This is a genomic window from Streptomyces sp. CB02056 (assembly GCF_001905545.1).
Taxonomy (GTDB): Bacteria; Actinomycetota; Actinomycetes; order Streptomycetales; family Streptomycetaceae; genus Kitasatospora.
Map to the genome: position 1 here is coordinate 519,561 of NZ_LIPD01000001.1, position 22,193 is coordinate 541,753.

Sequence of the window (22,193 nt, forward strand, 5' to 3'; positions counted from 1 at the left end):
CCCGGGGCCCTTCGGCGTACCGGTGCGGCCCTACTTCCGGTACAGGGCCTCGATCTCGGCGGCGTAGTCCTTCAGCACGACGTTGCGCTTGAGCTTGAGCGAGGGCGTCAGGTGGCCGCTCTCCTCGGAGAACTCGGTGTCCAGCAGGCGGAACTTCTTGACCGCCTCGGCGTGCGAGACGGCCGCGTTGCCGTCGTCCACCGCGCTCTGGAGGGCGGCCAGCAGGTCCGGGTCGGCGGCGAGGTCGGCGACGGTGGCGTCGGCGGGCTTGCCGTTGAGCTCCTTCCACTTCGGGAAGAAGTCCGGGTCGACGGTGATCAGGCAGGCGATGAAGGGCTTGCGGTCGCCGACCACCATGACCTCGCCGACCAGGGCGTGGGCCCGGATCCGGTCCTCGATCACGGCCGGGGCGACGTTCTTGCCGCCGGCCGTGACGATGATCTCCTTCTTGCGGCCGGTGATCGTCAGGTAGCCCTCGGAGTCCAGCGAGCCGAGGTCCCCGGTGGCGAACCAGCCGTCCTTGAAGGCCTCCGCGGTGGCCTGCGGGTTGTTCCAGTAGCCGGTGGAGATGTGCGGGCCCTTGAGGAGGACCTCGCCGTCCTCGGCGATCCGGACGGAGCAGCCGGGCGTCGGCTGGCCGACCGTGCCGATCTTCGGCTTGGCGCACTCGTTGAAGGCGGTGGCGGCGCAGGTCTCCGTCAGGCCGTAGCCCTCCAGGACGGTGAAGCCGATGCCGCGGTAGAAGTGGCCCAGGCGCTCGCCGAGCGGGGCGCCGCCGGAGATGGCGTGGGTGGCCCGGCCGCCGAGCGCGGCGCGCAGCTTGCTGTAGACCAGCTTGTCGAAGACGGCGTGCTTGAGCCGCAGGACCAGGCCCGCGCCGCCCGCGTCCAGCGCCCGGCTGTAGGCGATCGCGGTGTCGGCGGCCTTGTCGAAGATCTTGCCCTTGCCGTCGGCCTGGGCCTTGGCGCGGGCGGTGTTGTAGACCTTCTCGAACACTCTGGGCACGCCCAGGATCAGGGTCGGCTTGAAGGAGGCCAGCTCGGCGGTGACGTTCCGGACGTCGGAGACGTGGCCGAGCTTGATCGGCGCCATGATCGGGGCGATCTCGACGATCCGGGCGAACACGTGGGCCAGCGGCAGGAAGAGCAGCACGGAGCTCTCGCCGGTGTGGAACAGCGGGGCCAGGCGCTCGACCACGTTGCCGCACTCGGCCAGGAAGTTGCCGTGGGTCAGCTGGCAGCCCTTCGGGCGGCCGGTGGTGCCCGAGGTGTAGACGATGGTGGCGATGTCGTCGGGTCCGGCGGTCCGGCGGCGCTCGTGGACGGTCGCGTCCGGGACGTCCTGCCCGGCGGTGGCGAGCGCGGCGATCGCCCCGCCGTCGATCTGCCAGGTGTGCTCCAGCCCGGGCAGCCGGTCGCGGACCTCGGCGACCACCCCGACGTGCTGGTCGGTCTCGGTGATCACGGCGACCGCGCCGGAGTCGCCGAGGATCCACTCGACCTGCTCGGCGGAGGAGGTCTCGTACACCGGCACGACGATCGCGCCGGCCGTCCAGATCGCGAAGTCCAGCAGCGTCCACTCGTAGCGGGTGCGGGACATGACGGCCACCCGGTCGCCGGGCTCGATGCCCGCGGCGATCAGGCCCTTCGCGGCGGCGTGCACCTCGGCCAGGAACTGGACCGACGTCAACTCCTGCCAGTGGCCGTCCACCTTGCGGCTGAGCACGGCGACGTCCGGGTGCTCCTCGGCGTTCCGGTGCACCGGGTCGGCGAGGTTGCCGCCGCTCGGTACCTGGTAGAGGGCCGGAAGGCTGAAGTCGAGCAAGACTGCTCCTCGTTCGCGACGCTGCGGGACGGCAGGACGTTACTGCCCGGTAGGCAGCTTCGACCAGGGGGGTCGGCTCCGGTGTTCGAAGTGTCACACCCGGCCGGGTCCGACCTGGCCGTGACCGGGTCGTTCGAATGGCACCCTACGACAGCGCAGGGCGACCGGCCGGTAACATGCCCGCCCGCCCGGCGCCCGCCCGCACCTCGGCCGCCCCGCGCCGCCGCGCCGCCCACCGGGCGCGATAGCCTGCTCCGGGCGGACCGGGCCGAGCGCGCCCCGGCCGGACCGGCAGGCAGATGGACGAGGCGGAGGGCCATTCCATGGCGGAGCACACCAGGTCGAGCATCACCATCGACGCGACCCCGGCCACGGTCATGGCGGTGATCGCCGACTTCGCCGCCTACCCGGCCTGGACCGGCGAGGTCAAGGAGATCGAGGTCCTCGGCACCGGCGAGGACGGCCGCGCCGCCGAGGTCCGGCTGCTGCTCGACGCCGGCGCCATCCGCGACGAGCACGTCCTCGCCTACACCTGGGACGGCGACCGCGAGGTCTCCTGGACCCTCGTCCGAAGCCAGATGCTCCGCTCGCTGGACGGCTCCTACACCCTCGCCCCGCTCGCCGGCGGCCGCACCGAGGTGACCTACCAGCTCGCCGTGGACGTCAAGATCCCGATGCTCGGCATGATCAAGCGCAAGGCCGAGAAGGTCATCATCGACCGCGCCCTGGCCGGTCTGAAGAAGCGCGTCGAAGGCTGACACGACCGAACGGGGGCCGGACGGCATGACGGCGACACGCACCATCCTGGTCAGCGGCGACGCTGGCGCACCCACGGTGGCCGCCGCCACCGCCCTGCACGCCGCCCGGCGCGGCCACCGCACCTGGCTGCTGGCCGCCGACGACCCGCACCGTGCCCTGGACTCCGCCCTCGGCACCCGGCTGGAGCCCGAACCGCTCCACCACGCACCGGGCCTGACCGTCTCCCGGATCGACGAGCAGGCCGCCTTCCGCTACGCCGTCGGCGCGCTCACCGGCCGGCTCAAGCCCGCCCTCGACCTGCTCGGCGCCGAACAGCTCGACCCCGAGGAGCTCACCGCCCTCCCCGGCATCGCCCGGCTCGCCCTGCTGCGCGCCCTGCCCGCCGCCGACCAGGACGTCCTGGTCGTGCTCGCCCCGCCGCCCGCCGAGCTGATCGCCGCCCTCGCCCTGCCCGAACAGCTCGCCCGCTACCTGGACCGGCTCGTCCCCGAGCAGCGGCAGGCCGCCCGGGCGCTGCGCCCGCTGCTGGCCGGGCTGGCCGGCGTCCCGATGCCCGCCGACTGGCTGTACGAGGGGCGCACCAAGGCCGCCGCGGCACTGGCCGAGTCCCGCGCCGCGCTCACCGACCCCGGCACCAGCGTCCGGCTGGTCGTCCGGGCGGACGGCCACCCGTACACGGAGCTGCGCCGGATCCGGGCCGGGCTCGCCCTGCACGGGCACCGGCCGGACGCCGTGGTGGTGCACGGCGCGCTGCCCGCGGCCGCCGCCTCCTCGCCCGACCCGTGGCTGGCCGCCCTGGCCCGCCGCCGGCAGGAGGAGCTGACCGGGCTCGCCGCCGAGACCGACGCCCCGGTACTGGTCGCCGGCCTGGACGACGCCACCCTGGAGGCCGTCGCCGACCGGCTCTACGGCGACGGGGACGGGCCCGAGCGGCTCGCCCCCGAGCCCTGGCCGGTCGAGGACCGGCTCGCCGAGGAGGGCCTGCTGGTCTGGCACCTCGACCTGCCCGGCGCCGACCGCTCCGAGCTGGACCTGGTCCGCCGGGGCGACGACCTGGTCGTCGGGGTCGGCACCCACCGCCGGGTGCTCACCCTGCCGTCCGCGCTGCGCCGCTGCACGGTGGCCGGGGCGGGGCTGCACGACGGCGTGCTCTCGGTGCGGTTCGCGCCGGACCCGGCGCTCTGGCCCCGGGGCTGACGGGGGTTCGGCGGGGGGACCGGCGGGATTCGGTCGGGGCTCTGGCGGGCCCTGGACCGGGTTCGGCGGCTTTCCGGGCGGCCCGGCCGGTCGGGTAGCGTCGGGCCGGAGGGCCGCGGGGTGCGGCCACGGCTGAGGAGGCGCCCGCGATGACCAGCACCGACGACCGCACCGAGCCCGGCGGCCGGCCGGACGGCGAGCAGGGCGGCCAGGGGCACCCGTTCGGCCCGGAGCTGGGCCCGCTGGTGGACGAGGTGCGCCGGTTCGCCGGTGCGCTCGGCGACAAGGCCCAGGAGGCGAGCGCCACCACCCTGATCACCCTCTCCGGGCTGGCCGACAAGCTGCGCACCCAGCAGCCAGAGGTCTACTCCCACCTCGCCGCCGCCGGCACCGGGCTGGCCGCCGCGGGCAGTGAGCTGCTGGCCGCCTACCGCGCCGCCGTGGCCGGGCACGAGAGCCGCTGGACCGCCGGGCAAGGCGCGCCGACGGAGAAGATCGACCTCGACGGCGACGGCGGCCGTGGCTCCGGCTTTGACGAGGCTGACGGGCCGTCCGCCAAGCAGTGAAACCGTGACTTCCGGAGGGTGATCGCGCTGCTCTCGTACGTCACGAAGAAGGAGATTAGATACGACTTTTGAAGCATCCCGGCCGCGTCGGCCCAGAGTTGTCTTCGGATAATGTATGCGAGGCTGTGTACGGGGGCCGGGTTGGGCGGTAGCGTTCCGTCCAGCGGAACGAGTGAATAGCTGAGGGACACATGGCTCTGACCATCGGCGTCGATGTCGGCGGGACCAAGATCGCGGCAGGCGTGGTCGACGAGGCGGGCGCGATCCTGGCCCGGACCAGGGTGCCCACCCCGGCCGACCCGCAGTGGGCGGTCGACGCCATCGCGCAGGCCGTGCGCGAGCTTAAGGAGGAGCACCCCGACGTCACCGCGGTGGGCGTCGGCGCCCCCGGCTTCGTCGACAGCAACCGCTCCACGGTGATCTTCGCCCCCAACATCGACTGGGAGAACGAGCCGCTGCGCGGGCGGGTCGAGGAGCTCACCGGCCTGTCCACCGTCGTCGAGAACGACGCCAACTGCGCGGCCTGGGCCGAGTTCCGCTTCGGCGCGGCCGCCGACCACCAGGACATGGTGCTGATCACCGTCGGCACCGGCATCGGCGGCGGCATCGTCCTGGACGGCCGGCTGCACCGCGGCCGCTTCGGCGTGGCCGGCGAGATCGGCCACCTCAACATGGTCCCCGACGGCCTGACCTGCGGCTGCGGCGGCAAGGGCTGCTGGGAGCAGTACGGCTCCGGGCGCGCGCTGCGCCGCTACGGCCGGGAGAAGGCCGCCGCCGACCCGCGGCGCGGCCACCGGATGCTGGAGCTCAACGACGGCGTGGCCGAGACCATCCGCGGCATCCACATCACCCAGGCCGCCGAGGAGGGCGACCCGCTCGCCCTGGAGTGCTACGCCGAGCTGTCCGACTGGCTGGGCCGCGGCATGGCCGACCTCGCCGCGCTGTTCGACCCGGCCGTCTTCGTGCTCGGCGGCGGCGTCTCCGACTCCGGCCGACTGCTGCTCGACCCGGTCGCCAAGGCCTTCGAGCACTACCTGACCGGCGGGGTGCACCGGCCGCGCGCCGAGGTCGTGCTGGCCTCGATGGGCTCCGCCGCCGGCATCGTCGGCGCGGCGGACCTCGCCCGCGTCCCGTAACCGCCGTACCCCTTCGAGCCCGCCGGCGGCGGTGCGACCGGGCCCCGACCGCTCCCGGACGCACCGCCGCCGTCGCACGTCCCGGCCCGGCCGCGTACGGTCGGAGCGTTCCGGTGACCGCCCAGGGGAGGACCATGAGCGCCGCGACCACGACCGCCGCCGCGACCACGACCGCCGAGGCCGGGCCCGGCGCCGCGACCGCCGTACGGGCCGAGCCGCTGCCGCCGCCCGGCCCGGGCCGGCTGCGCCTGCTCAGCTACAACATCCGCTCGCTGCGCGACGACCGGCGGGCGCTGGCCCGGGTGATCCGGGCCTGCGAGCCCGATCTGGTCTGCATTCAGGAGTCCCCGCGCTACTGGCGGCCCGAGGGCCAGGCCGCCTGGCTGGCCCGGAGCACCGGGACGGTCGTCCTGGCCGGCGGCGGCCGCACCGCCGCGGGCCCGCTGCTGCTCGGCCGGCCCGGCGCGGTGGAGCTGCTGGGGGTGCACGACCGGCTGCTGCCCAAGACCCGCGGCCTGCACGCCCGGGGCTTCGCCAGTGCGCTGCTGCGGCTGCCCGGCACGGCGCCGTTCACCGTCACCAGCTGCCACCTCAGCCTGGACCAGGAGGAGCGGTACGGGCAGTTCGAGCTGCTGCTCGACCAGCTCGGGATCGCCGAACTCGGCATCGTGGCAGGGGACTTCAACGAGCACCCGGACGGGCCGGGCTGGCGGCTGCTGGCCTCCCGGCTCCAGGACGGGTACCCGACCGCGCCCTGGGGAGGCGAGTTCACCTCCGTGCCGGAGCGCCCCTACCAGCGGATCGACGCCGTCTTCGCCACGCCCGGGATCACCGTCCTCGGCTGCGGGGTGCCGCACGGGCTGCCCGGTGTCACCGAGGCCGACCTGCGGGCCGCGACCGACCACCTGCCGGTGCTCGCCGTCCTCGAACTGCCGGCCGACCGACCGGCCGACCGGACAGCGTGACGGGCGGCCGGACGGACGGTTAGACGACGGCGCCGTGGTCCGGGTCCTCCGGCTCGTCCTCGTCACGGTCCTTCATCCGCGCGACCAGGGTGACGAAGCCGCCGAGGAAGGCGGTGATCCCCACCCAGGCGGGCCAGCCGGAGATCTCCCGCCAGACCACCGCGTCGACCAGCAGCAGCGCCGGGCCGCCGAGCACCGCCAGCCAGGCGAACTTGGCGGTCACGTCGGCGGGCGGCAGCGGCGGGGGCTCCGGCGGGACGAAGTGGCCCTCGTCGGTCTCCTCGGCCAGCTCGAAGTCGCGCGGGCCCGCGCCGCCCGCCGGCATCACCGGCCGGCCGGAGCGGGGGCGGGGCTGGGGGGCGAGGTCGGAGAGGTCGTCCTGGTCGCCGCGACCGCCGGGGCCGCCCTCCTTGTGGCCGCCCTTGAGCTCGTTCTGCGCCCGGAGGTTCTCGACCTCGGGCCAGTTCGGGTTGTTGAGGTCGACCGGGTCGTCGAACTGGGCCACCAGGGCGGCGAAGATCGCGTCCTGCTCGGCCTGGCTGCGCTCGGGCGCGCGGCGCGGACGGCGTTCGGCGGCCTCCCCCGGGGCGCCCTCGGCGGTGTTCCCGGCGGAGCCCCCGGCGACGTCCTGGACGGGCGGGGGCGTCGGGGTGCCGTCCGGGCCGGTACGGTCCGTCGGCGCACCGCCCGGGGCGGCCGCGTTCGTCCCGCCGTCCTTGGTCGCGCCGTCCTCGCGGGGAGTCTCGTCCCCGCCGCCCGCCGTGCTGCTCTCGTGCACTTCCGGCCCTTCAGCCATGGTGATCGTCGGATTCGACCCGGGTGACGCCCGCCGCGTGCGCGGGAGCCAGCCGTCGGATGAAGTCCTGGCCGGCCGCGAATATTTCCGCCGCGTCGTGGTCCAGCGTCGCGACGTGGAAGCTGCGCTGGCACAGCCGCTCCGTCACGTCCGTCGAGGATATCCGGGCCAGCACCAGTTCCGAGTTGGCCGACGAGACGACGTGGTCCTGCGGGCTGTGGAAGAGCAGCACCGGCTGGGTCACCTCCGGCAGCAGCCGCTGGACCTCCCGCCACAGCAGGCTCAGCGACCAGGCGGCGTGCAGCGGGGTGCGGTCGTAGCCGACCTCGGTCACGCCGGCCCGGGCGATGTCGTTGGCGACCCCGGGCAGGCTGGGGACCAGGTGGCGCAGCACCGGCAGCAGCGCGCTCGCGGGGGTGTCCGAGCGCACCGACGGGTTGACCAGCACCAGGCCGGAGACCGTCGGCCCGTGCAGCGCCGCGAGCCGCAGCGCCAGCGCGCCGCCCATCGACAGCGCGCAGACGAAGACCTGCTCGCACTCCTCGGCGAGCGCCAGCAGCTCCCGCTCGACCTCGGCGTACCAGTCCTCCCAGCGGGTGAGCTGCATGTCCTGCCAGCGGGTGCCGTGCCCGGGCAGCAACGGCAGCGACACGGTGTGACCGGCCGCCGCCAGCTCGTCGGCCCACGGCCGCAGCGACTGCGGCGAGCCGGTGAAGCCGTGGCAGAGCAGCACCCCCACCGGTCCGCCGCGGTGGCGGTACGGCTCGGCACCGGGCAGCAACGGCATGGCGGACTCCTTCGCGGGCGGGTGGCGCTGGGGGAGGGGACGCTGGAGGGGAGGTGCTGCGAATTCGCATCGTCCCACGCTCCGCGCCGGGTCGTACACCCCCTACGAGCAGGCCGGGTACGGCCGCTACGGCGGGGCCGGGCACAGCGGGCGGCCGCGGGGCATTAGGATCGACCGGTCCGCATAACAGGAGGCCCGGGTTGTTCTACCGACTGATGAAGATGATCGTCGCGCCACTGCTTCGGATCTTCTTCCGGCCCTGGATCGAGGGCGAGGAGAACATCCCCACCGAGGGTGCGGCGATCATCGCGAGCAACCACCTGTCCTTCTCGGACTCGTTCTTCTTCCCCGCGCTGATCAAGCGCCGGGTCACCTTCATCGCGAAGGCCGAGTATTTCAACACCCCGGGCCTCAAGGGCCGGCTGACCGCCGCGTTCTTCAAGGGCGTCGGCCAGCTGCCGGTGGACCGCTCGGGCGTGCGCGGCGCCGGCGAGGCCGCGATCCGCAGCGCCATCGCGGTGCTGGAGGAGGGCGAGCTGTTCGGCGTCTACCCCGAGGGCACCCGTTCGCCCGACGGCAAGCTGTACCGCGGCAAGGTCGGCGGCCTGGCCCGCGTCGCGCTGGCCACCGGCGCCCCGGTGATCCCGGTCGCCATGATCGACACCGAGAAGGTGCAGCCGCCCGGCCAGGTGGTCCCCAACTTCGGCATCCGCCCCGGCATCCGGATCGGCCGCCCGCTGGACTTCTCCCGCTACCACGGCATGGAGAACGACCGCTTCATCCTCCGTTCGGTGACGGACGAGGTGATGTACGAGATCATGCGGCTCTCCGGCCAGGAGTACGTGGACATCTACGCGACCGCCGCCAAGCGGCAGATCGCCGAGGACAAGAAGAAGGCCGACGCCGAGCGCCGGGCCGCCGCCAAGGCGGAGAAGGCGGAGGCGGCCGAGGCCGAGAAGGCGGAGAAGGCCGAGCGGGCCGCCGAGGCGGAGAAGGCGGCCGAGGCCGAGAAGTCCGCCGGGGCGGGCACCGCGGAGAAGCCGGAGAAGCCGGAGTAGGCGTCCGGGCGGCCGGTCCGAGCGGCCGCCCGGACCGGCCCGGGGAGGGGCGGGGCGGATGACGGACGACGGCGGCAGAGCCGGCGCGGTCGGCGGCACGGTGGCGGCCGGCGGCATGTCCGTCGAACTCCCGCTCTGGAAGGCGATCTCCTACTTCCGGGTGCTGGCCCTGTGCTACGCGCTGCTGCGGTACTTCAACTCGTACCTGCACTTCCTGCACCCGGTGGCCGGCTGGATCTTCCTCGGCGCGCTGACCCTGTGGACCCTGGCCAGCACCCGGGCCTTCGCCAACCCGCAGCGCTGCACCCGGTTCGTCCTGGGCACCGACCTCGCCCTCGCCGTCACCGGCATCGTGATGAGCGGCATGACCGACTCCCCGGCCCGGATCAGCCACGGCGCGCCCACCCTGCCGACCATCTGGGCGGCCGGCACGGTGCTGGGCTTCGCCGCGAAGGGCGGCTGGCGCCCGGCGGCGGCCTCGGGCTCGGTGATCGGCGTCGCCAACATCCTCGGCCACGGCGGGCCGACCGGCGACAACATCCACAACATCGTGCTGCTGATGGTGGCCGGCTGCGCGATCGGCTACGTGATCGAGCTGGCCCGGGCCAGCGAGGCCACCCTCACCCGGGCGCTCCAGGTCGAGGCGGCCACCCGGGAGCGCGAGCGGCTCTCCCGGGACATCCACGACGGCGTGCTCCAGGTGCTCGCCCTGGTCCAGCGGCGCGGCGCGGAGCTGAGCGGTACGGAGCCGGGCGCTGGGACGGGCTCCGGTACGGACTTCGCCGAGCTCGGCCGGCTGGCCGGTGAACAGGAGCGCGCGCTGCGGGCCCTGATGACGGGCGGTCCGCTGCCGGAGCAGCGCGCGCCGCGGTCCGACGCCGCCGAGCCGCCGGACCCGGACGCCCCGCGCGACCTCACCGCGCTGCTGCGCCCGTACGCGGACGAGCGGATCACGCTCTCCGCCCCCGGCACCCCGGTGCCGCTGCCCGGTGCGGCGGCGGGCGAGCTCGCGGCGGCGGTCGGCGCCGCCGTCGACAACGTGCGCAAGCACGCGGGGGAGCGGGCCCGGGCCTGGATCCTGGTCGAGGACGAGCCGGAGGCCGTCACGGTCAGCATCCGCGACGACGGCCCCGGCTTCGCCCCCGGCCGGCTCGGCGAGGCGGAGCAGGCCGGGCGGCTCGGCGTCTCCCAGTCCATCCGCGGCCGGCTGCTGGACCTCGGCGGCACGGCCGAGCTGTACTCGGCGCCCGGGGAGGGCGTCGAGGTCGAACTGCGCGTCCCGAGGAAGGCCACTCCATGACCGACCAGCCGATGACCGACCAGCCGACCGCCGACCGGCCGGTGCGGGTGATGGTGGTGGACGACCACCCGATGTGGCGGGACGCCGTCTCGCGCGACCTCGCCGAGGCCGGACTGGACGTGGTGGCCACCGCGGGCGACGGCGAGGAGGCCGTGCGCCGGGCCCGTGCCTGCACGCCGCAGGTGGTCGTGCTGGACCTCAACCTGCCCAGCCTGTCCGGCGCGGAGGTGTGCCGCCAGGTTGTCGCGCACGACCCGGCGGTCCGGGTGCTGGTGCTGTCGGCCAGCGGCGAGCACCAGGACGTGCTGGAGGCGGTGAAGTCCGGCGCGACCGGCTACCTGGTGAAGTCGGCCGGGCGGGAGGAGCTGCTGGACGCGGTGCGCCGCACGGCCGTCGGCGACGCGGTGTTCACCCCGGGCCTGGCCGGGCTGGTGCTCGGCGAGTTCCGCCGGCTGGCCGCCGAGCCGGCCCCGGCCTCGGCGCCGGCCGCCCCGCAGCTGACCGCCCGGGAGACGGAGGTGCTGCGGCTGGTGGCCAAGGGGCTGTCGTACCGGCAGATAGCCGACCGGCTGGTGCTGTCGCATCGGACGGTGCAGAACCACGTGCAGAACACGCTCGGGAAGCTGCAGCTGCACAACCGGGTGGAGCTGGTCCGGTACGCCATCGAGCAGGGCCTGGACGACGAGATCTGAGCGCCGCCCGGCCTGCTCCACGGCGCCGCCCCGTCGGACGGCGCGGCCCCGGGCGGGGCACATCCGCCCGGGGCCGCGCCGCCGGCTCAGCGCAGCGCGGCCGTCGCCTCGCGCAGCAGGCCCGCCACGATGCCGACCCCGTCACGGGTGAGCACCGACTCCGGGTGGAACTGGAGCCCCGCGAAGCCGTGCCCGCGCAGCGCGTGCACGTCGCCGGTGGCGGCGTCCCGGGAGACCTCGACGCCCTCGCCGAGGAGCCGCGCCGCGTCGGCCTCCGAGCAGCGCGCGGTGAAGGTGTTGTAGAAGCCGACCGTGCGCTTGGCGCCGAACAGGTCGATGCGCTCCTGCGCCCCCTGGTACGGGACGGCCTTGCGGCCCAGCGGGAGCCCGAGTTCGGCGGCCAGCAGCTGGTGGCTCAGGCAGACCGCGAGCAGCGGCGAGGTGCGGGCGCCGGAGCGGACGGCGGCCAGCGCGTCCGCGACGATCGGCCGCAGCAGCACCATCTTGGGGTCGTCGGCGAGCGCCGGGTCGCCCGGGCCGGGGCCGAGCACCAGCGCGCCCCGGTGCGCCGCGACCCGCTCGCGCAGCCCCGGCTCGTCGTAGCGGGCCACCGTCACCCGGTGGCCGAGCGAGCCGAGCAGGTGGGAGAGCATCGAGGTGAAGGTGTCCTCGCCGTCCACGACCAGGGTCGGCTCGGCCTCGGTGATCTCGGCCGGCTGCTGCATCCGCAGCCAGAACGGCGCGAGGTCGGCCCGGCGGGAGTCCAGGGCGGCCTGCACCCGGTGGTCGTCGGCGAGCCGGGGCCCGGTCGGGTGGGGCAGCCGGGTGGGCGCGGGCCGGGCGCCGATCGCGGTGAGCACGCCGGCGGCCTTGGCGTGGGTCTCGGCGACCTCGGACTCCGGGACGGAGTGGCGCACCAGGGTGGCGCCGACCCGGACGACCAGTCGGCCGGTGGCCGGGTCGATGTCGGCGGTGCGGATGCAGATCGGCGAGTCCAGCAGCTGCCCGCCGCTGGCGGCGCGGCCGATCAGGGCGAGCGCGCCGGAGTAGTAGCCGCGTCCGGTGGGCTCGTAGCGCTTGATCACCCGGGTGGCGTTCTCGACCGGGCTGCCGGTGACGGTGGCCGCGAACATCGTCTCGCGGAGCACGTCGCGGACGTCCAGCGAGGTGCGCCCGCGCAGCTCGTACTCGGTGTGGGCGAGGTGGGCCATCTCCTTGAGCCGGGGCCCGAGCACCTGGCCGCCGAGGTCGCCGACCGTGCACATCATCTTGAGCTCCTCGTCCACGACCATGGTGAGCTCCTCCAACTCCTTGGGGTCGTGCAGGAACTGGAGCAGCGAGTCGAGGTCGGAGCCGCCGGCCGGGTAGCGGTAGGTGCCGGAGATCGGGTTCATCACGACGGTGCCGCCGCTCTGCCGGACGTGCACCTCGGGGGAGGCGCCGACCAGGACCCGGTCGCCGGTGTGCACCAGGAAGGTCCAGTACGCGCCGCGCTCCTGCTCCAGCAGCCGCCGGAAGAGCGTCAGCGCGAGTTCGGGGGAGAAGTCCTCCATCGTCGCGTGGAAGTCGCGCCGGATGACGAAGTTGGCGCCCTCGCCGTTCCCGATCTCGTCCTGGATCACCCGGCGGACGATCGCGGCGTACGCGTCGTCGTCCACATCGAACCCGCCACCGGCAAGTGAGACCGGCAACTTCGGTAGGGCGTAGGTGAATTCGGCCAACGGCAGGGCGTGCTGCTCGGTCACCGAGAGGGCCTGGAGCGGGGTGTCGTCGTCGTGCGCCTCGAAGCCGCGCTCGCGGATCTGGCGGTACGGGACGAGCGCGAGCAGGTCGTGCACCGGGCCGCCGCCGGCCGGTGGGCCGCTGCGTACGGGCAGGTCGGCGAGGTGCTCGTAGCTGTCGACGGTGCCCAGCAGCACCTCGACGGTGTCCGGGCTGAGCCGGGGCGTGCGGCGGTGCAGCAGGGCGAACGCGGGGGCATCGGGGCCGGTGAGACGGGCGAGCAGGTCGACAGCGGTGGTCACGGGAACGGCTTCCTTCCGGGTGGACTGGTGAGAGGCGGTGCAAGGTCCGCTCCCGGAGGGCCGTCTGCTCAGACGCCGACGGCCGCCCCGAGGGGCGGCCGTCGTGTTCGTCTAGGAACGCGCCAGTTGTGGGCCACCCTGGGGGGAGGCCCACCACCAGGAGTGGCTGTGGGGCGCGTGCATGGTTCGAGACTAGCGGATGCGTCGGGGCGGGTGAGGGGCATCACGTCTTTGTCCGAGATGTGTCTCATTCCTCGGGCAATAGGCACGAGTCACTCCTGCCACCCCGTAGCCTTGGCGGTGTGACCGCTACGACTGAGACATCGAGGGCTGCCCACTCCTGGCAGTCCCTGCCCGCGGCGCAGCAGCCTGAATGGCCGGACCAAGAGGCTCTGCGCAAGACCCTTGCCGAGCTCGCGTCCTATCCGCCGCTCGTCTTCGCCGGCGAGTGCGACCAGCTGCGCGCCCGGCTCGGAGCCGTGGCGCGCGGGGAGGCCTTCCTCCTCCAGGGCGGTGACTGTGCCGAGGCCTTCGACGGCGTTTCGGCGGAGCACATCCGCAACAAGCTGAAGACGCTGCTCCAGATGGCCGCCGTACTGACGTACGCGGCCTCGGTGCCGGTGGTGAAGGTCGGCCGCATCGCCGGCCAGTACTCCAAGCCGCGCTCCAAGTCGACCGAGACCCGCGACGGCGTGACCCTGCCGGTCTACCGGGGCGACTCGGTGAACGGCTTCGAGTTCACCCCCGAGTCCCGCATCCCGAACCCCGAGCGCCTGAAGCGGATGTACAACGCGTCCGCCGCGACGCTCAACCTGGTGCGCGCCTTCACCACCGGTGGCTACGCGGACCTGCGCCAGGTGCACGCCTGGAACCAGGACTTCGTCCGCAACTCGCCGGCCGGCCAGCGCTACGAGCAGCTCGCCCGGGAGATCGACAACGCCCTGGCGTTCATGAGCGCCTGCGGCGTGGTGCCGGAGGAGTTCAAGGCGGTCGAGTTCTTCTCCTCGCACGAGGCGCTGGTCCTGGACTACGAGACCGCGCTGACCCGCGTGGACTCGCGCACCGGCGAGCTGTACGACGTCTCCGGCCACATGGTGTGGATCGGCGAGCGCACCCGGCAGCTGGACCACGCGCACATCGAGTTCGCCTCCAAGATCCGCAACCCGATCGGCGTCAAGCTCGGCCCGACCACCTCGGTCGACGACGCGCTCGCCCTGATCGAGAAGCTGGACCCGGAGCGCGAGCCCGGCCGCCTGACCTTCATCACCCGGATGGGCGCGGGCAAGATCCGCGAGCACCTGCCCACCCTGGTGGAGAAGGTCACCGCCTCCGGCGCCCGGCCGGTGTGGATCTGCGACCCGATGCACGGCAACACCTTCGAGGCCTCCAGCGGGCACAAGACCCGCCGCTTCGACGACGTCCTGGACGAGGTCAAGGGCTTCTTCGAGGTGCACCGCGCGCTCGGCACCCACCCGGGCGGCATCCACGTGGAGCTGACCGGCGACGACGTCACCGAGTGCGTCGGCGGCGGCGACGAGGTCCTGGTGGACGACCTGCACCAGCGCTACGAGACGGCCTGCGACCCGCGGCTCAACCGCAGCCAGTCGCTGGACCTGGCGTTCCTGGTGGCGGAGATGTACCGCGGCCAGTAGGCCCGGTGCCCGTCCGATGTGACGAAGGCCCCTCCGGATTCGGTGTCCCCGAGCCCGGAGGGGCTTTTTCGTACCCGTTTCGCCGGGTAAGGTAAGCCTCAGTGAACTAAGGCTGACCTTAGTCAAGATCCACTCCGCTTCACTCCCGGGAGAGACCGCGATGTACGTGTGCATGTGCCATGCGGTCACCGAGGACCAGGTGAAGAAGGCGATCGACGGCGGTGCCAACACCCCGCGCCAGATAGCGAAGGGCTGCCGGGCCGGCACCGACTGCGGGTCCTGCGTGCGGCGCATCCAGGCGCTGCTCGGCGAGCACGGCGCCCGCCCCTGCCCGACCGCCCGGCTGGCGGCGAAGCTCGGCCTCGCGGACCCGGAGGACCCGGCGGTGCCGTCCGCTCCGGCCCCGGAGGCCGCCCCGGTGGTCCCACTGCGGGTGACCCGGGCGAACCGGGCGGCCTGACCGGCCCGAGCGGGCCGCGGCCTCAGGACTCCGGCTGCTCGATCACGGTGGCGAGGTAGAGCGCCTCGCCGAGCTTCTCCAGCAGCTCCAGCTGGGTGTCGAGGTAGTCGATGTGGTGCTCCTCGTCGGCCAGGATGTCCTCGAAGATGTTCGCCGAGGTGACGTCGTTCTTGGCCCGCATCACCACGATCCCGCGCTTGAGCCGGTCGATCGCCTCGACCTCGATCTGGCGGTCCGCCTCGAACATCTCCTTGACCGTCTGGCCGATCCGGACGTGGAACAGCCGCTGGTAGTTGGGCAGCCCCTCCAGGAACAGGATCCGGTCGGTGAGCGTCTCGGCGTGCTTCATCTCGTCGAAGGACTCGTGCCGGGTGTACTTGGCGAGCTTCGTCCAGCCGAAGTTCTCCTGCATCTTGGCGTGCAGGAAGTACTGGTTGATCGCGGTCAGCTCGGCGGTGAGCTGCTCGTTGAGGAACTCGATGACCTCGGGATCGCCCTGCATGGTGATGCCTCCTGCACTCGTGCTGCCGTGTGTCCTGCGCTGAGTCCTGCGTGAAGTCCTGCGGTGGGTCCGGTACTGAGTCCTGCGCTGCGCATCCTGGCACCGCTTTGGGAGGAAATTCCAGTAAGTTCACACTCACTAGGACATGTGTCGGAATATCCGATTCATGGTGAAACGTGCTGGTGGGCGGCCGACCGCTGGGCCGTACGGGCAGGGGCGCGGATCCGCGCAAAGGGGCGCGCGCCGAGGCTCGTCCGCCGTCTGTCACCATGGATCCATGGGTCAGTCGAAACACGAACCGCTTCCGCCGTCTGACCCGAGGCTCCCCCCGGGACAGCGCGCGCAGCGCGGCTGGCCCGCCCTGCACTACGGGCCGGTGCCCCGCTTCAAGCCGTTGACCTGGGACCTCCAGGTGTTCGGCGCCACCGCCTCGGCGGAGAAGCACAGCTGGGACTTCGAGGCCTTCAGCGCCCTGCCGCGCAGCACCGTCGTCGGGGACCTGCACTGCGTGACCAAGTTCTCGGTGCTCGGCAACGAGTGGACGGGCGTGTCGGCCGCCGCCGTGCTCGACCTGGTGCCCCCGGCGCCGGGCGTCACCCACGTCATGGTCTGGGCCGAGTACGGCTACAGCGCCAACCTGCGCCTGGCCGACTTCGCCGACCCGCGCACGCTGCTCGCCACCCACCGCAACGGCGAGGCGCTCACCGCCGAACACGGCTTCCCGGTCCGGCTGGTGGTGCCGCGGCTGTACGCCTGGAAGGGCCCCAAGTGGGTGCGCGCGGTCGAGTACATGCGGGCCGACCGGCGCGGCTTCTGGGAGGAGCGCGGCTACCACAACCTCGCCGACCCCTGGGGCGAGCAGCGCTACTCCTACCAGGAGGAGCCCGGCGACGGGCCGCTGCGCTGAGCCCGCCCGGGGCCTAGAACAGCGAGAACTTGACCGTCACCACGCTGCGCTGCGGGCGCCGCTCGCCCGCCGCCGGGCTCTGGCCGGAGGAGGTGACCGCGCCGAACACGTCCCAGCCGCTGGTCTGCATGGTGAAGCCCGCGGCCTGGAGCGCCTTCTGCGCCTCGTCCTTGCCCATCCCGGTGACGTTCGGGACCGGCACCATGCCCTTGCTGACCACCAGCGACACCGCGCTGTTCTCCTGCAGCAGCTGCCCGGCCGCCGGCGAGCTGCTGATCACCGAGCCCTCGGGCACCGTGTCGTCGTAGGTCTCGGTCACGCCGCCCCTGGTCAGCTGGGCGCCGGTCAGGGCCGCGGCGGCGTCGGCGGCGCTCTTCCCGGTGAGGTCCGGCACCGCGATCCGCTTGGGGCCCTTGGAGAGGGTGACGGTGACGCTGTCGCTCTTGCGGGTGCGCGCGCCCACCCCGGGGTCGGTGGCGATCACCTGCCCGGACGGGACGGACTCGCTGAACACCTCGACGAACCTGCCGTGCAGGCCCTCCTTGTCCAGGACCCGCTGCGCCTCGGCCCGGTCCTTGCCGAGCACGCCCGGCACTGAGCCGTACAGCCCCTCGGAGATCCCGTACGTGACACCGCCGATCGCCAGCACCAGCGCGGCCAGCGCGGCCGTCCAGACCAGCGTCCTGCGGGGGAGGCGGCGCAGCGGGCCCGGCAGGGGCCGGCGCCGGTGCACCGGGGCCGGCTCGTCGTACGGGCGCGGCTCGGCGAGCAGCTCGTCCATCAGCTCCGGCGGCATGTCCAGCACGCTGGTGCGCTCCGTCGGCGGGGCCTCGGCGGGCCGCGGCAGCGGCTGGATCACCGAGGTCGGCTCGCTGGTCGGGTAGCGCGGGCTGGGGCGGGTGGAGGCCGGCGGCTCGGCGTCCAGCGCGGCCGGGGCGAGGGTGCGGCGCACCCGCTGGAGGGCGGCGAGCAGCTCGACCGCGTCGTACGGGCGGGCGCCGGCGGACCGGGCGCAGGCGGCGGCCACTATCGCGTCCAGCTCGGGGCCGACGGCGGGGGCGACCAGCGAGGGGGCCGGGACGTCCTCGTGCAGGTGCTTGTACATGACCTGGACGGGGTTGTCGCCGGTGTGCGGGCGGCGGCCGGTGAGCATCTCGTACAGCAGGATGCCGGACGCGTAGACGTCCACCCGCTGGTCGGTGGGGGCGTCCGGGAGGATCTGCTCGGGGGCCAGGTAGGAGACGGTGCCCATGACCGTGCCGCCGGTCGCGGTGGTGGTCGAGGTGGGCGCGCCGTCGGCGCTGCCGAGCACCCGGACCAGGCCGAAGTCGGCGACCTTGACCAGGCCGCCCTCGGTGATCAGCACGTTCTCGGGCTTGACGTCGCGGTGGACCAGCCCGGCCCGGTGGGCGGCGCCGAGCGCGGCGAGCACCGGCTCCAGCACGTCCAGCGCGGCCCGGACGGACAGCGCGCCGCGGTCGCGCAGCAGGTCGCGCAGGGTGCGGCCGGGCACGTACTCCATGGCGAGGAAGACGTGGCCGCCGTCCGCGCCCTGGTCGAAGACGTTGACCACGTTGGGGTGGGTGAGCCTGGCGACCGCCTTGGCCTCGCGGATGAAGCGGGCGGTGAAGCCCTCGTCGCCGGCCAGCGAGGGGTGCATCACCTTGAGCGCGACCACCCGGTCCAGCCGGGTGTCGGTGCCCCGGTAGACGGTGGACATCCCGCCGGTCGCGATCCGCTGCTCGACCCGGTACCGGTTGTCGAGCAGGGCGCCGATCAGGGGGTCGTGCAGTGCCATGTCCACTCGGAGAGTCTAGGGTGCGGGACCGCCCGGTCCCGGCGGACACCGCCTCCGGGACCGGCTTGTGACATGCGCGACGGTTCAGAACGCCGGGTGCTCGCGGGTGTCCAGGTCGGCCCGGCCGGCCATCGCGGAGGAGGCCTCGGCGTGGAAGCGGCGCGGGATCCGGCCGGCCCGGTGGGCGAGCCGGCCCGCCTCGGCGGCGTGCCGCATCGCCTCGGCCATCAGCACCGGGTCCTGAGCCCTGGTCACCGCGGAGGCGAGCATCACCGCGGCGCAGCCCAGCTCCATCGCCAGCGCCACGTCGGAGGCGGTGCCGGCGCCCGCGTCCAGGATCACCGGGACGCCCGCGCCCTCCACGATCAGCTGGAAGTTGTGCGGGTTGCGGATGCCCAGGCCCGAACCGATCGGCGAGCCCAGCGGCATGATGGCCGCGCAGCCGACGTCCTCCAGCTTGCGGGCCAGCACCGGGTCGTCGTTGGTGTACGGCAGGACGGTGAAGCCGTCGTCGACCAGCGTCTCGGCGGCGTCCAGCAGCTCGATCGGGTCGGGCAGCAGGGTGCGCTCGTCGGCGATCACCTCCAGCTTGACCCAGTCGGTGCCGAGCGCCTCGCGGGCCAGCCGGGCGGTCAGCACGGCCTCGCCGGCGGTGAAGCAGCCGGCCGTGTTGGGCAGCACCCGGATGCCGTTGCGGGTCAGCACGTCCAGGACGGAGCCCTGGGTGGTGGCGTCGACCCGGCGCATCGCGACGGTGGTCAGCTCGGTGCCGGAGGCGAGCAGCGCGCGCTCCAGGACCTCCAGGCTGGGGGCGCCGCCGGTGCCCATGATCAGCCGGGAGGAGAAGGCCGTCCCGGCGATGGTCAGCAGATCGTCGGCCATGGTTCAGCCTCCCTGGACGGCGGTGAGGATCTCGATCCGGTCGCCGCTGCCCAGTGCCGTCCCGGGCCACGAACCGCGCGGCACCACGGCCTCGTTGAGCGCGGCGGCGACACCGGTGTTGGCGGCGCTGACGGAGGCCACCAGCTCGGCGAGGGTGGTCGTGGCGGGCACCCGGCGGGGCTCGCCGTTGACGGTCAGGGCGATCTCGGCCGGGGCGACCGGGTCCGGGGCGTCCTCGTTCACGGCGTGCTCGTTCGGGGCGTTCTCGGTCAGGGCGTTCTCGGTCATGCGGAGGCCTTCGCGACGGGGGATTCGGAGGAGAACCGGGTGGGGGTGAACGGCCTTGCGAGCTCGGGGACTTCACCGGTGACCAGGTACTCGGAGACCAGGTCGGCGGTCACCGGGGTGAGCAGCACGCCGTTGCGGTAGTGGCCGGTGGAGGCGACCAGCCCGGGCAGCGGGGTCGGGCCCAGCAGCGGGGCGTTGTCCGGCGAGCCGGGGCGCAGCCCGGCGGAGGTCTCGCGCAGCGGGAGTTCGGTGATCCCCGGGACCAACTCGTGGGCGTCCCGCAGGAGTTCGTACACCCCGCCGGCGGTGACGGTGGTGTCGTAGCCCTGCTCCTCGGTGGTCGCGCCGACGACCAGTTCGCCGTTCTCCCGGGGGACCAGGTACAGGTGCCGGCCGCGGACCACGGCGCGGACGTTGCGGGAGAGGAACGGCCGGTAGGCCTCCGGCACGTGCAGCCGCAGCACCTGCCCCTTCACCGGGCGGATCGCGGGCAGCACCCCCTCGGGCAGACCGGGCAGCCGGTGGCTGTGCGGGCCGGCGGCGAGCACGACCTGGTCGGCGGTCACCGTCTCGTCGGTGCTCAGTCGGGCGCCGGTCGCGCGGCCGTCCTCGACCAGCAGCTCGACGGCCTCGGCGCGGTGCAGCAGGACGCCCGCGCGCCCGCAGGCCGCGACCAGGGCGGTGAGCAGGCGCCGGGGGTCCACCTGGTGGTCGTCCGCGGCGTGCAGGGCGCCGCGGACGGCGGGGGCCAGCATCGGCTCCAGCCTGCGGGCCTCCCGGCCGGTCAGCCAGGTCGAGTCCAGGCCCAGCCGCTGGTGGAAGGCGTACAACTCGCGCAGTTCCTCGCGGTCGTCGGAGTCCAGCGCGACGGCGATCGTGCCGCAGCGGCGGTAGCCGGCGTCCAGGCCGCCGCTCGCCTCGGAGAGCTCGGCGGCGAAGGTCTCGTACCGCTCGTTCGAGGCCATCCCGAGGCGCAGCAGCGGCTCCTCGCCGTACTGCAGCTCGGTGACCGGGGCGAGCATCCCGGCCGCGACCCCGGCGGCCCCGCCGCCGTGGGCGGGGTCGACCACGATCACGTTCCGCGCCCCGCGCCGCGCGGTGCGCCAGGCGACGGCGAGGCCGATGACGCCCCCGCCGATCACCAGCACGTCGGCATGGGTGCCTGATGGCAAGCGTGACAAGGCTGCTCTTCTCCCTTCGCCGGTATGACCCGGATCAGGTTCGGACGGTCGCAGGCCGTGTCAGCCCGCCTCTCAGCCCGGTCCGCCGGGCTCCCGTGTGGTCCTCCCACCTTAACGCCGGGGGTCGGCCCGGCCGAAGGCCCGTACGCGGGGCGGACGGCCCGGAGGCCGCCGCGTCGCGCTGAGTACAGTGGCGGGCGTGGCAGAGCTGAGCGGAACGGATCGGGTGGTCGTCGTCGGAGCCGGGCTGGCCGGGGCGCAGTGCGCCCTCAAGCTGCGGCAGGGCGGCCGGCAGGGGCGGATCACGCTGGTCGGCGAGGAGCCGCACGCGCCGTACGACCGGCCGCCGCTCTCCAAGGACGTGCTGCTCGGCAAGGCCGACTCCACCGCCCTGGACATCGACTACGGGCAGCTCGGCATCGAGCTGCTCACCGGCCGCCGCGCCACCGGCCTCACCCCCGGCGTGCTGCACACCGACGGCGGCGACCTCCCGTACGGCTCGCTGGTGATCGCCACCGGCGCCGTGCCGCGCGCCCTGCCCGGCGCCGAGCGGGCGCACCTGCTGCACACCCTGGACGACGCCCTGGCGCTGCGCGCGCTGCTGCGCCCCGGGCTGCGGCTGGTGCTGGTCGGCGCGGGCTGGATCGGCGCCGAGGTGTCCACCGCGGCCCGCGCGGCGGGCTGCGAGGTGACGGTGGTCGAGGCCGGTCCGGCGCCGCTGCCCGGCGCGCTGCCGACGGAGCTCGGCTCGGCGATGGCCGCCTGGTACGCCGAGGCCGGGGTCGAGCTGCGCTGCGGGGTCGGCGTGGCCGCCGTCGAGCCCGGCGCGGTGCTGCTGGCGGACGGCTCGCACCTGCCCGCCGACGAGGTGGTGGTCGGCATCGGGGCCCGCCCCGCGACCGGCTGGCTGGCCGGCTCCGGGGTCGAGCTGGACGCGACCGGCGCCGTCGTCGTGGACGGGCGGCTGCGCACCTCGGTGCCCGGCGTCTTCGCGGCCGGCGACTGCGTCAGCTACCCCTCGGCCCGGGCCGGCGTCCGGCTGGCCGTCCAGCACTGGGACCACGCGCTGCGGTCCGGCGAGGCGGTGGCCGCCGCCGTCCTGGGCGCGGACGCGCCGGCCTACGACCCGGTGCCGTACTTCTGGTCCGAGCAGTTCGGGCGGATGGTCCAGTACGCCGGCCGGCACGCCGAGGGCGACCAGCTGGTCCGGCGCGGCGACCCGCGGGGCGCCGACTGGTCGGTGCTCTGGCTGCGCGACGGCGTGCCGAGCGCGCTGCTGACCGTGGACCGGCCGCGCGACCTGGCCCAGGGGCGGCGGCTGATCGAGCGCGGCACCGTGCTGGACCCGGCCCGGGCGGCCGACCCCGCGGTACCGCTGAAGGCGGCCGTCGCGGGGTAGGCGCGGGGCAGGTCTGGTGC

The 22,193-nt window shown here is 74.1% G+C and carries 21 protein-coding genes and 1 riboswitch; of the genes, 12 read left to right on the forward strand and 9 right to left on the reverse strand.

All coding sequences use genetic code 11. The features are described from left to right. Positions 1–30: 30 nt before the first annotated feature. On the reverse strand, positions 31–1,824 hold the full coding sequence (locus tag AMK13_RS02270) for an AMP-dependent synthetase/ligase (RefSeq protein ID WP_049657555.1): 1,794 nt from the start codon (positions 1,822–1,824) through the stop codon (positions 31–33). Between the two features lie 323 nt (positions 1,825–2,147). On the opposite strand from AMK13_RS02270, the gene AMK13_RS02275 reads away from it, so the two are divergent. The 5 genes from AMK13_RS02275 to AMK13_RS02295 all read left to right on the forward strand — a co-directional run bounded on the left by AMK13_RS02275 (position 2,148) and on the right by AMK13_RS02295 (position 6,447). After that, positions 2,148–2,582: an SRPBCC family protein gene (locus AMK13_RS02275; protein WP_049657553.1), complete on the forward strand. Its 435-nt coding sequence runs from the start codon at positions 2,148–2,150 to the stop codon at positions 2,580–2,582. A 25-nt stretch (positions 2,583–2,607) separates the two neighbouring features. Then, entirely contained in the window at positions 2,608–3,780 is a 1,173-nt protein-coding gene (locus tag AMK13_RS02280) for an ArsA family ATPase (protein WP_074000897.1), read from the forward strand. A 149-nt stretch (positions 3,781–3,929) separates the two neighbouring features. Further along, positions 3,930–4,346, forward strand: a complete 417-nt coding sequence (locus AMK13_RS44435; RefSeq protein WP_074000898.1) for a DUF5304 family protein — start codon at positions 3,930–3,932, stop codon at positions 4,344–4,346. Positions 4,347–4,537: 191 nt separating this feature from the next. After that, positions 4,538–5,482: an ROK family glucokinase gene (locus AMK13_RS02290; RefSeq protein WP_074000899.1), complete on the forward strand. Its 945-nt coding sequence runs from the start codon at positions 4,538–4,540 to the stop codon at positions 5,480–5,482. A gap of 134 nt (positions 5,483–5,616) precedes the next feature. Further along, positions 5,617–6,447 carry an endonuclease/exonuclease/phosphatase family protein gene (locus AMK13_RS02295; protein ID WP_107418644.1) on the forward strand — a complete coding sequence of 277 codons (831 nt, stop codon included), beginning with the start codon at positions 5,617–5,619 and terminating at the stop codon, positions 6,445–6,447. A 19-nt stretch (positions 6,448–6,466) separates the two neighbouring features. On the opposite strand, the gene AMK13_RS02300 is transcribed toward AMK13_RS02295, so the two are convergent. After that, positions 6,467–7,225, reverse strand: a complete 759-nt coding sequence (locus AMK13_RS02300; RefSeq protein ID WP_053112481.1) for a hypothetical protein — start codon at positions 7,223–7,225, stop codon at positions 6,467–6,469. A 10-nt stretch (positions 7,226–7,235) separates the two neighbouring features. Then, positions 7,236–8,030: an alpha/beta hydrolase gene (locus AMK13_RS02305; protein WP_074000900.1), complete on the reverse strand. Its 795-nt coding sequence runs from the start codon at positions 8,028–8,030 to the stop codon at positions 7,236–7,238. 200 nt (positions 8,031–8,230) lie between these two features. Between AMK13_RS02305 and AMK13_RS02310 the strand changes: the two genes are divergently transcribed. The 3 genes from AMK13_RS02310 to AMK13_RS02320 are packed head-to-tail and all read left to right on the forward strand — an operon-like array spanning position 8,231 to position 11,080. Then, positions 8,231–9,088, forward strand: coding sequence for a lysophospholipid acyltransferase family protein (locus AMK13_RS02310; RefSeq protein ID WP_074000901.1), 858 nt, complete (start codon positions 8,231–8,233; stop codon positions 9,086–9,088). A 58-nt stretch (positions 9,089–9,146) separates the two neighbouring features. Next, a complete protein-coding gene (gene macS / locus AMK13_RS02315; RefSeq protein WP_241852718.1) occupies positions 9,147–10,388 on the forward strand; it encodes a MacS family sensor histidine kinase in 1,242 nt (413 codons plus the stop codon). Then, positions 10,385–11,080 (forward strand): response regulator, encoded by a 696-nt coding sequence (locus AMK13_RS02320; RefSeq protein WP_369808377.1) that lies wholly within the window; start codon positions 10,385–10,387, stop codon positions 11,078–11,080. Before macS ends, AMK13_RS02320 begins: the two co-directional genes overlap by 4 nt. Before the next feature lie 86 nt (positions 11,081–11,166). On the opposite strand, the gene AMK13_RS02325 is transcribed toward AMK13_RS02320, so the two are convergent. Then, the gene (locus AMK13_RS02325) at positions 11,167–13,104 is read right to left on the reverse strand and encodes an anthranilate synthase family protein (RefSeq protein ID WP_074000902.1); all 1,938 of its coding nucleotides are present in this window, start codon (positions 13,102–13,104) and stop codon (positions 11,167–11,169) included. A 302-nt stretch (positions 13,105–13,406) separates the two neighbouring features. Between AMK13_RS02325 and AMK13_RS02330 the strand changes: the two genes are divergently transcribed. Further along, a complete protein-coding gene (locus AMK13_RS02330; RefSeq protein WP_049655382.1) occupies positions 13,407–14,756 on the forward strand; it encodes a class II 3-deoxy-7-phosphoheptulonate synthase in 1,350 nt (449 codons plus the stop codon). Between the two features lie 160 nt (positions 14,757–14,916). Further along, a complete protein-coding gene (locus tag AMK13_RS02335; protein ID WP_049655381.1) occupies positions 14,917–15,216 on the forward strand; it encodes a (2Fe-2S)-binding protein in 300 nt (99 codons plus the stop codon). A gap of 22 nt (positions 15,217–15,238) precedes the next feature. On the opposite strand, the gene bfr is transcribed toward AMK13_RS02335, so the two are convergent. Continuing rightward, the gene (gene bfr, locus AMK13_RS02340; RefSeq protein ID WP_049655380.1) at positions 15,239–15,718 is read right to left on the reverse strand and encodes a bacterioferritin; all 480 of its coding nucleotides are present in this window, start codon (positions 15,716–15,718) and stop codon (positions 15,239–15,241) included. Between the two features lie 277 nt (positions 15,719–15,995). Between bfr and AMK13_RS02345 the strand changes: the two genes are divergently transcribed. Beyond that, the gene (locus AMK13_RS02345) at positions 15,996–16,625 is read left to right on the forward strand and encodes a molybdopterin-dependent oxidoreductase (RefSeq protein WP_049655378.1); all 630 of its coding nucleotides are present in this window, start codon (positions 15,996–15,998) and stop codon (positions 16,623–16,625) included. A 13-nt stretch (positions 16,626–16,638) separates the two neighbouring features. Here AMK13_RS02345 and pknB read toward each other — a convergent pair whose 3' ends face one another. The 4 genes from pknB to thiO form a co-directional block, all read right to left on the reverse strand. Beyond that, on the reverse strand, positions 16,639–18,429 hold the full coding sequence (gene pknB / locus AMK13_RS02350) for a Stk1 family PASTA domain-containing Ser/Thr kinase (protein ID WP_143204463.1): 1,791 nt from the start codon (positions 18,427–18,429) through the stop codon (positions 16,639–16,641). Positions 18,430–18,507: 78 nt separating this feature from the next. Further along, positions 18,508–19,305 (reverse strand): thiazole synthase, encoded by a 798-nt coding sequence (locus AMK13_RS02355; protein ID WP_049655375.1) that lies wholly within the window; start codon positions 19,303–19,305, stop codon positions 18,508–18,510. Between the two features lie 3 nt (positions 19,306–19,308). After that, complete coding sequence (gene thiS, locus AMK13_RS02360; RefSeq protein ID WP_079271761.1) at positions 19,309–19,593, reverse strand: sulfur carrier protein ThiS; 285 nt, start codon at positions 19,591–19,593, stop codon at positions 19,309–19,311. Further along, positions 19,590–20,765, reverse strand: a complete 1,176-nt coding sequence (gene thiO / locus AMK13_RS02365; RefSeq protein WP_241852719.1) for a glycine oxidase ThiO — start codon at positions 20,763–20,765, stop codon at positions 19,590–19,592. The genes thiS and thiO overlap by 4 nt, the downstream gene beginning before the upstream one ends. A 3-nt stretch (positions 20,766–20,768) precedes the next feature. Further along, positions 20,769–20,881: riboswitch (TPP riboswitch) on the reverse strand. Positions 20,882–20,964: 83 nt separating this feature from the next. Between thiO and AMK13_RS02370 the strand changes: the two genes are divergently transcribed. Then, entirely contained in the window at positions 20,965–22,173 is a 1,209-nt protein-coding gene (locus AMK13_RS02370; RefSeq protein WP_074000905.1) for an NAD(P)/FAD-dependent oxidoreductase, read from the forward strand. The last annotated feature ends 20 nt before the right edge of the window (positions 22,174–22,193 follow it).

Bases quoted from the DNA above. Each gene is read 5' to 3' on its own strand.
- AMK13_RS02355 (WP_049655375.1), bottom strand. From the start codon at position 19,305: ATGGCCGACGATCTGCTGACCATCGCCGGGACGGCCTTCTCCTCCCGG.
- AMK13_RS02280 (WP_074000897.1), top strand. From the start codon at position 2,608: ATGACGGCGACACGCACCATCCTGGTCAGCGGCGACGCTGGCGCACCC.
- bfr (WP_049655380.1), bottom strand. From the start codon at position 15,718: ATGCAGGGCGATCCCGAGGTCATCGAGTTCCTCAACGAGCAGCTCACC.
- AMK13_RS44435 (WP_074000898.1), top strand. From the start codon at position 3,930: ATGACCAGCACCGACGACCGCACCGAGCCCGGCGGCCGGCCGGACGGC.
- AMK13_RS02290 (WP_074000899.1), top strand. From the start codon at position 4,538: ATGGCTCTGACCATCGGCGTCGATGTCGGCGGGACCAAGATCGCGGCA.
- AMK13_RS02295 (WP_107418644.1), top strand. From the start codon at position 5,617: ATGAGCGCCGCGACCACGACCGCCGCCGCGACCACGACCGCCGAGGCC.
- AMK13_RS02320 (WP_369808377.1), top strand. From the start codon at position 10,385: ATGACCGACCAGCCGATGACCGACCAGCCGACCGCCGACCGGCCGGTG.
- AMK13_RS02305 (WP_074000900.1), bottom strand. From the start codon at position 8,030: ATGCCGTTGCTGCCCGGTGCCGAGCCGTACCGCCACCGCGGCGGACCG.
- AMK13_RS02335 (WP_049655381.1), top strand. From the start codon at position 14,917: ATGTACGTGTGCATGTGCCATGCGGTCACCGAGGACCAGGTGAAGAAG.
- AMK13_RS02275 (WP_049657553.1), top strand. From the start codon at position 2,148: ATGGCGGAGCACACCAGGTCGAGCATCACCATCGACGCGACCCCGGCC.
- AMK13_RS02345 (WP_049655378.1), top strand. From the start codon at position 15,996: ATGGGTCAGTCGAAACACGAACCGCTTCCGCCGTCTGACCCGAGGCTC.
- thiS (WP_079271761.1), bottom strand. From the start codon at position 19,593: ATGACCGAGAACGCCCTGACCGAGAACGCCCCGAACGAGCACGCCGTG.
- macS (WP_241852718.1), top strand. From the start codon at position 9,147: ATGACGGACGACGGCGGCAGAGCCGGCGCGGTCGGCGGCACGGTGGCG.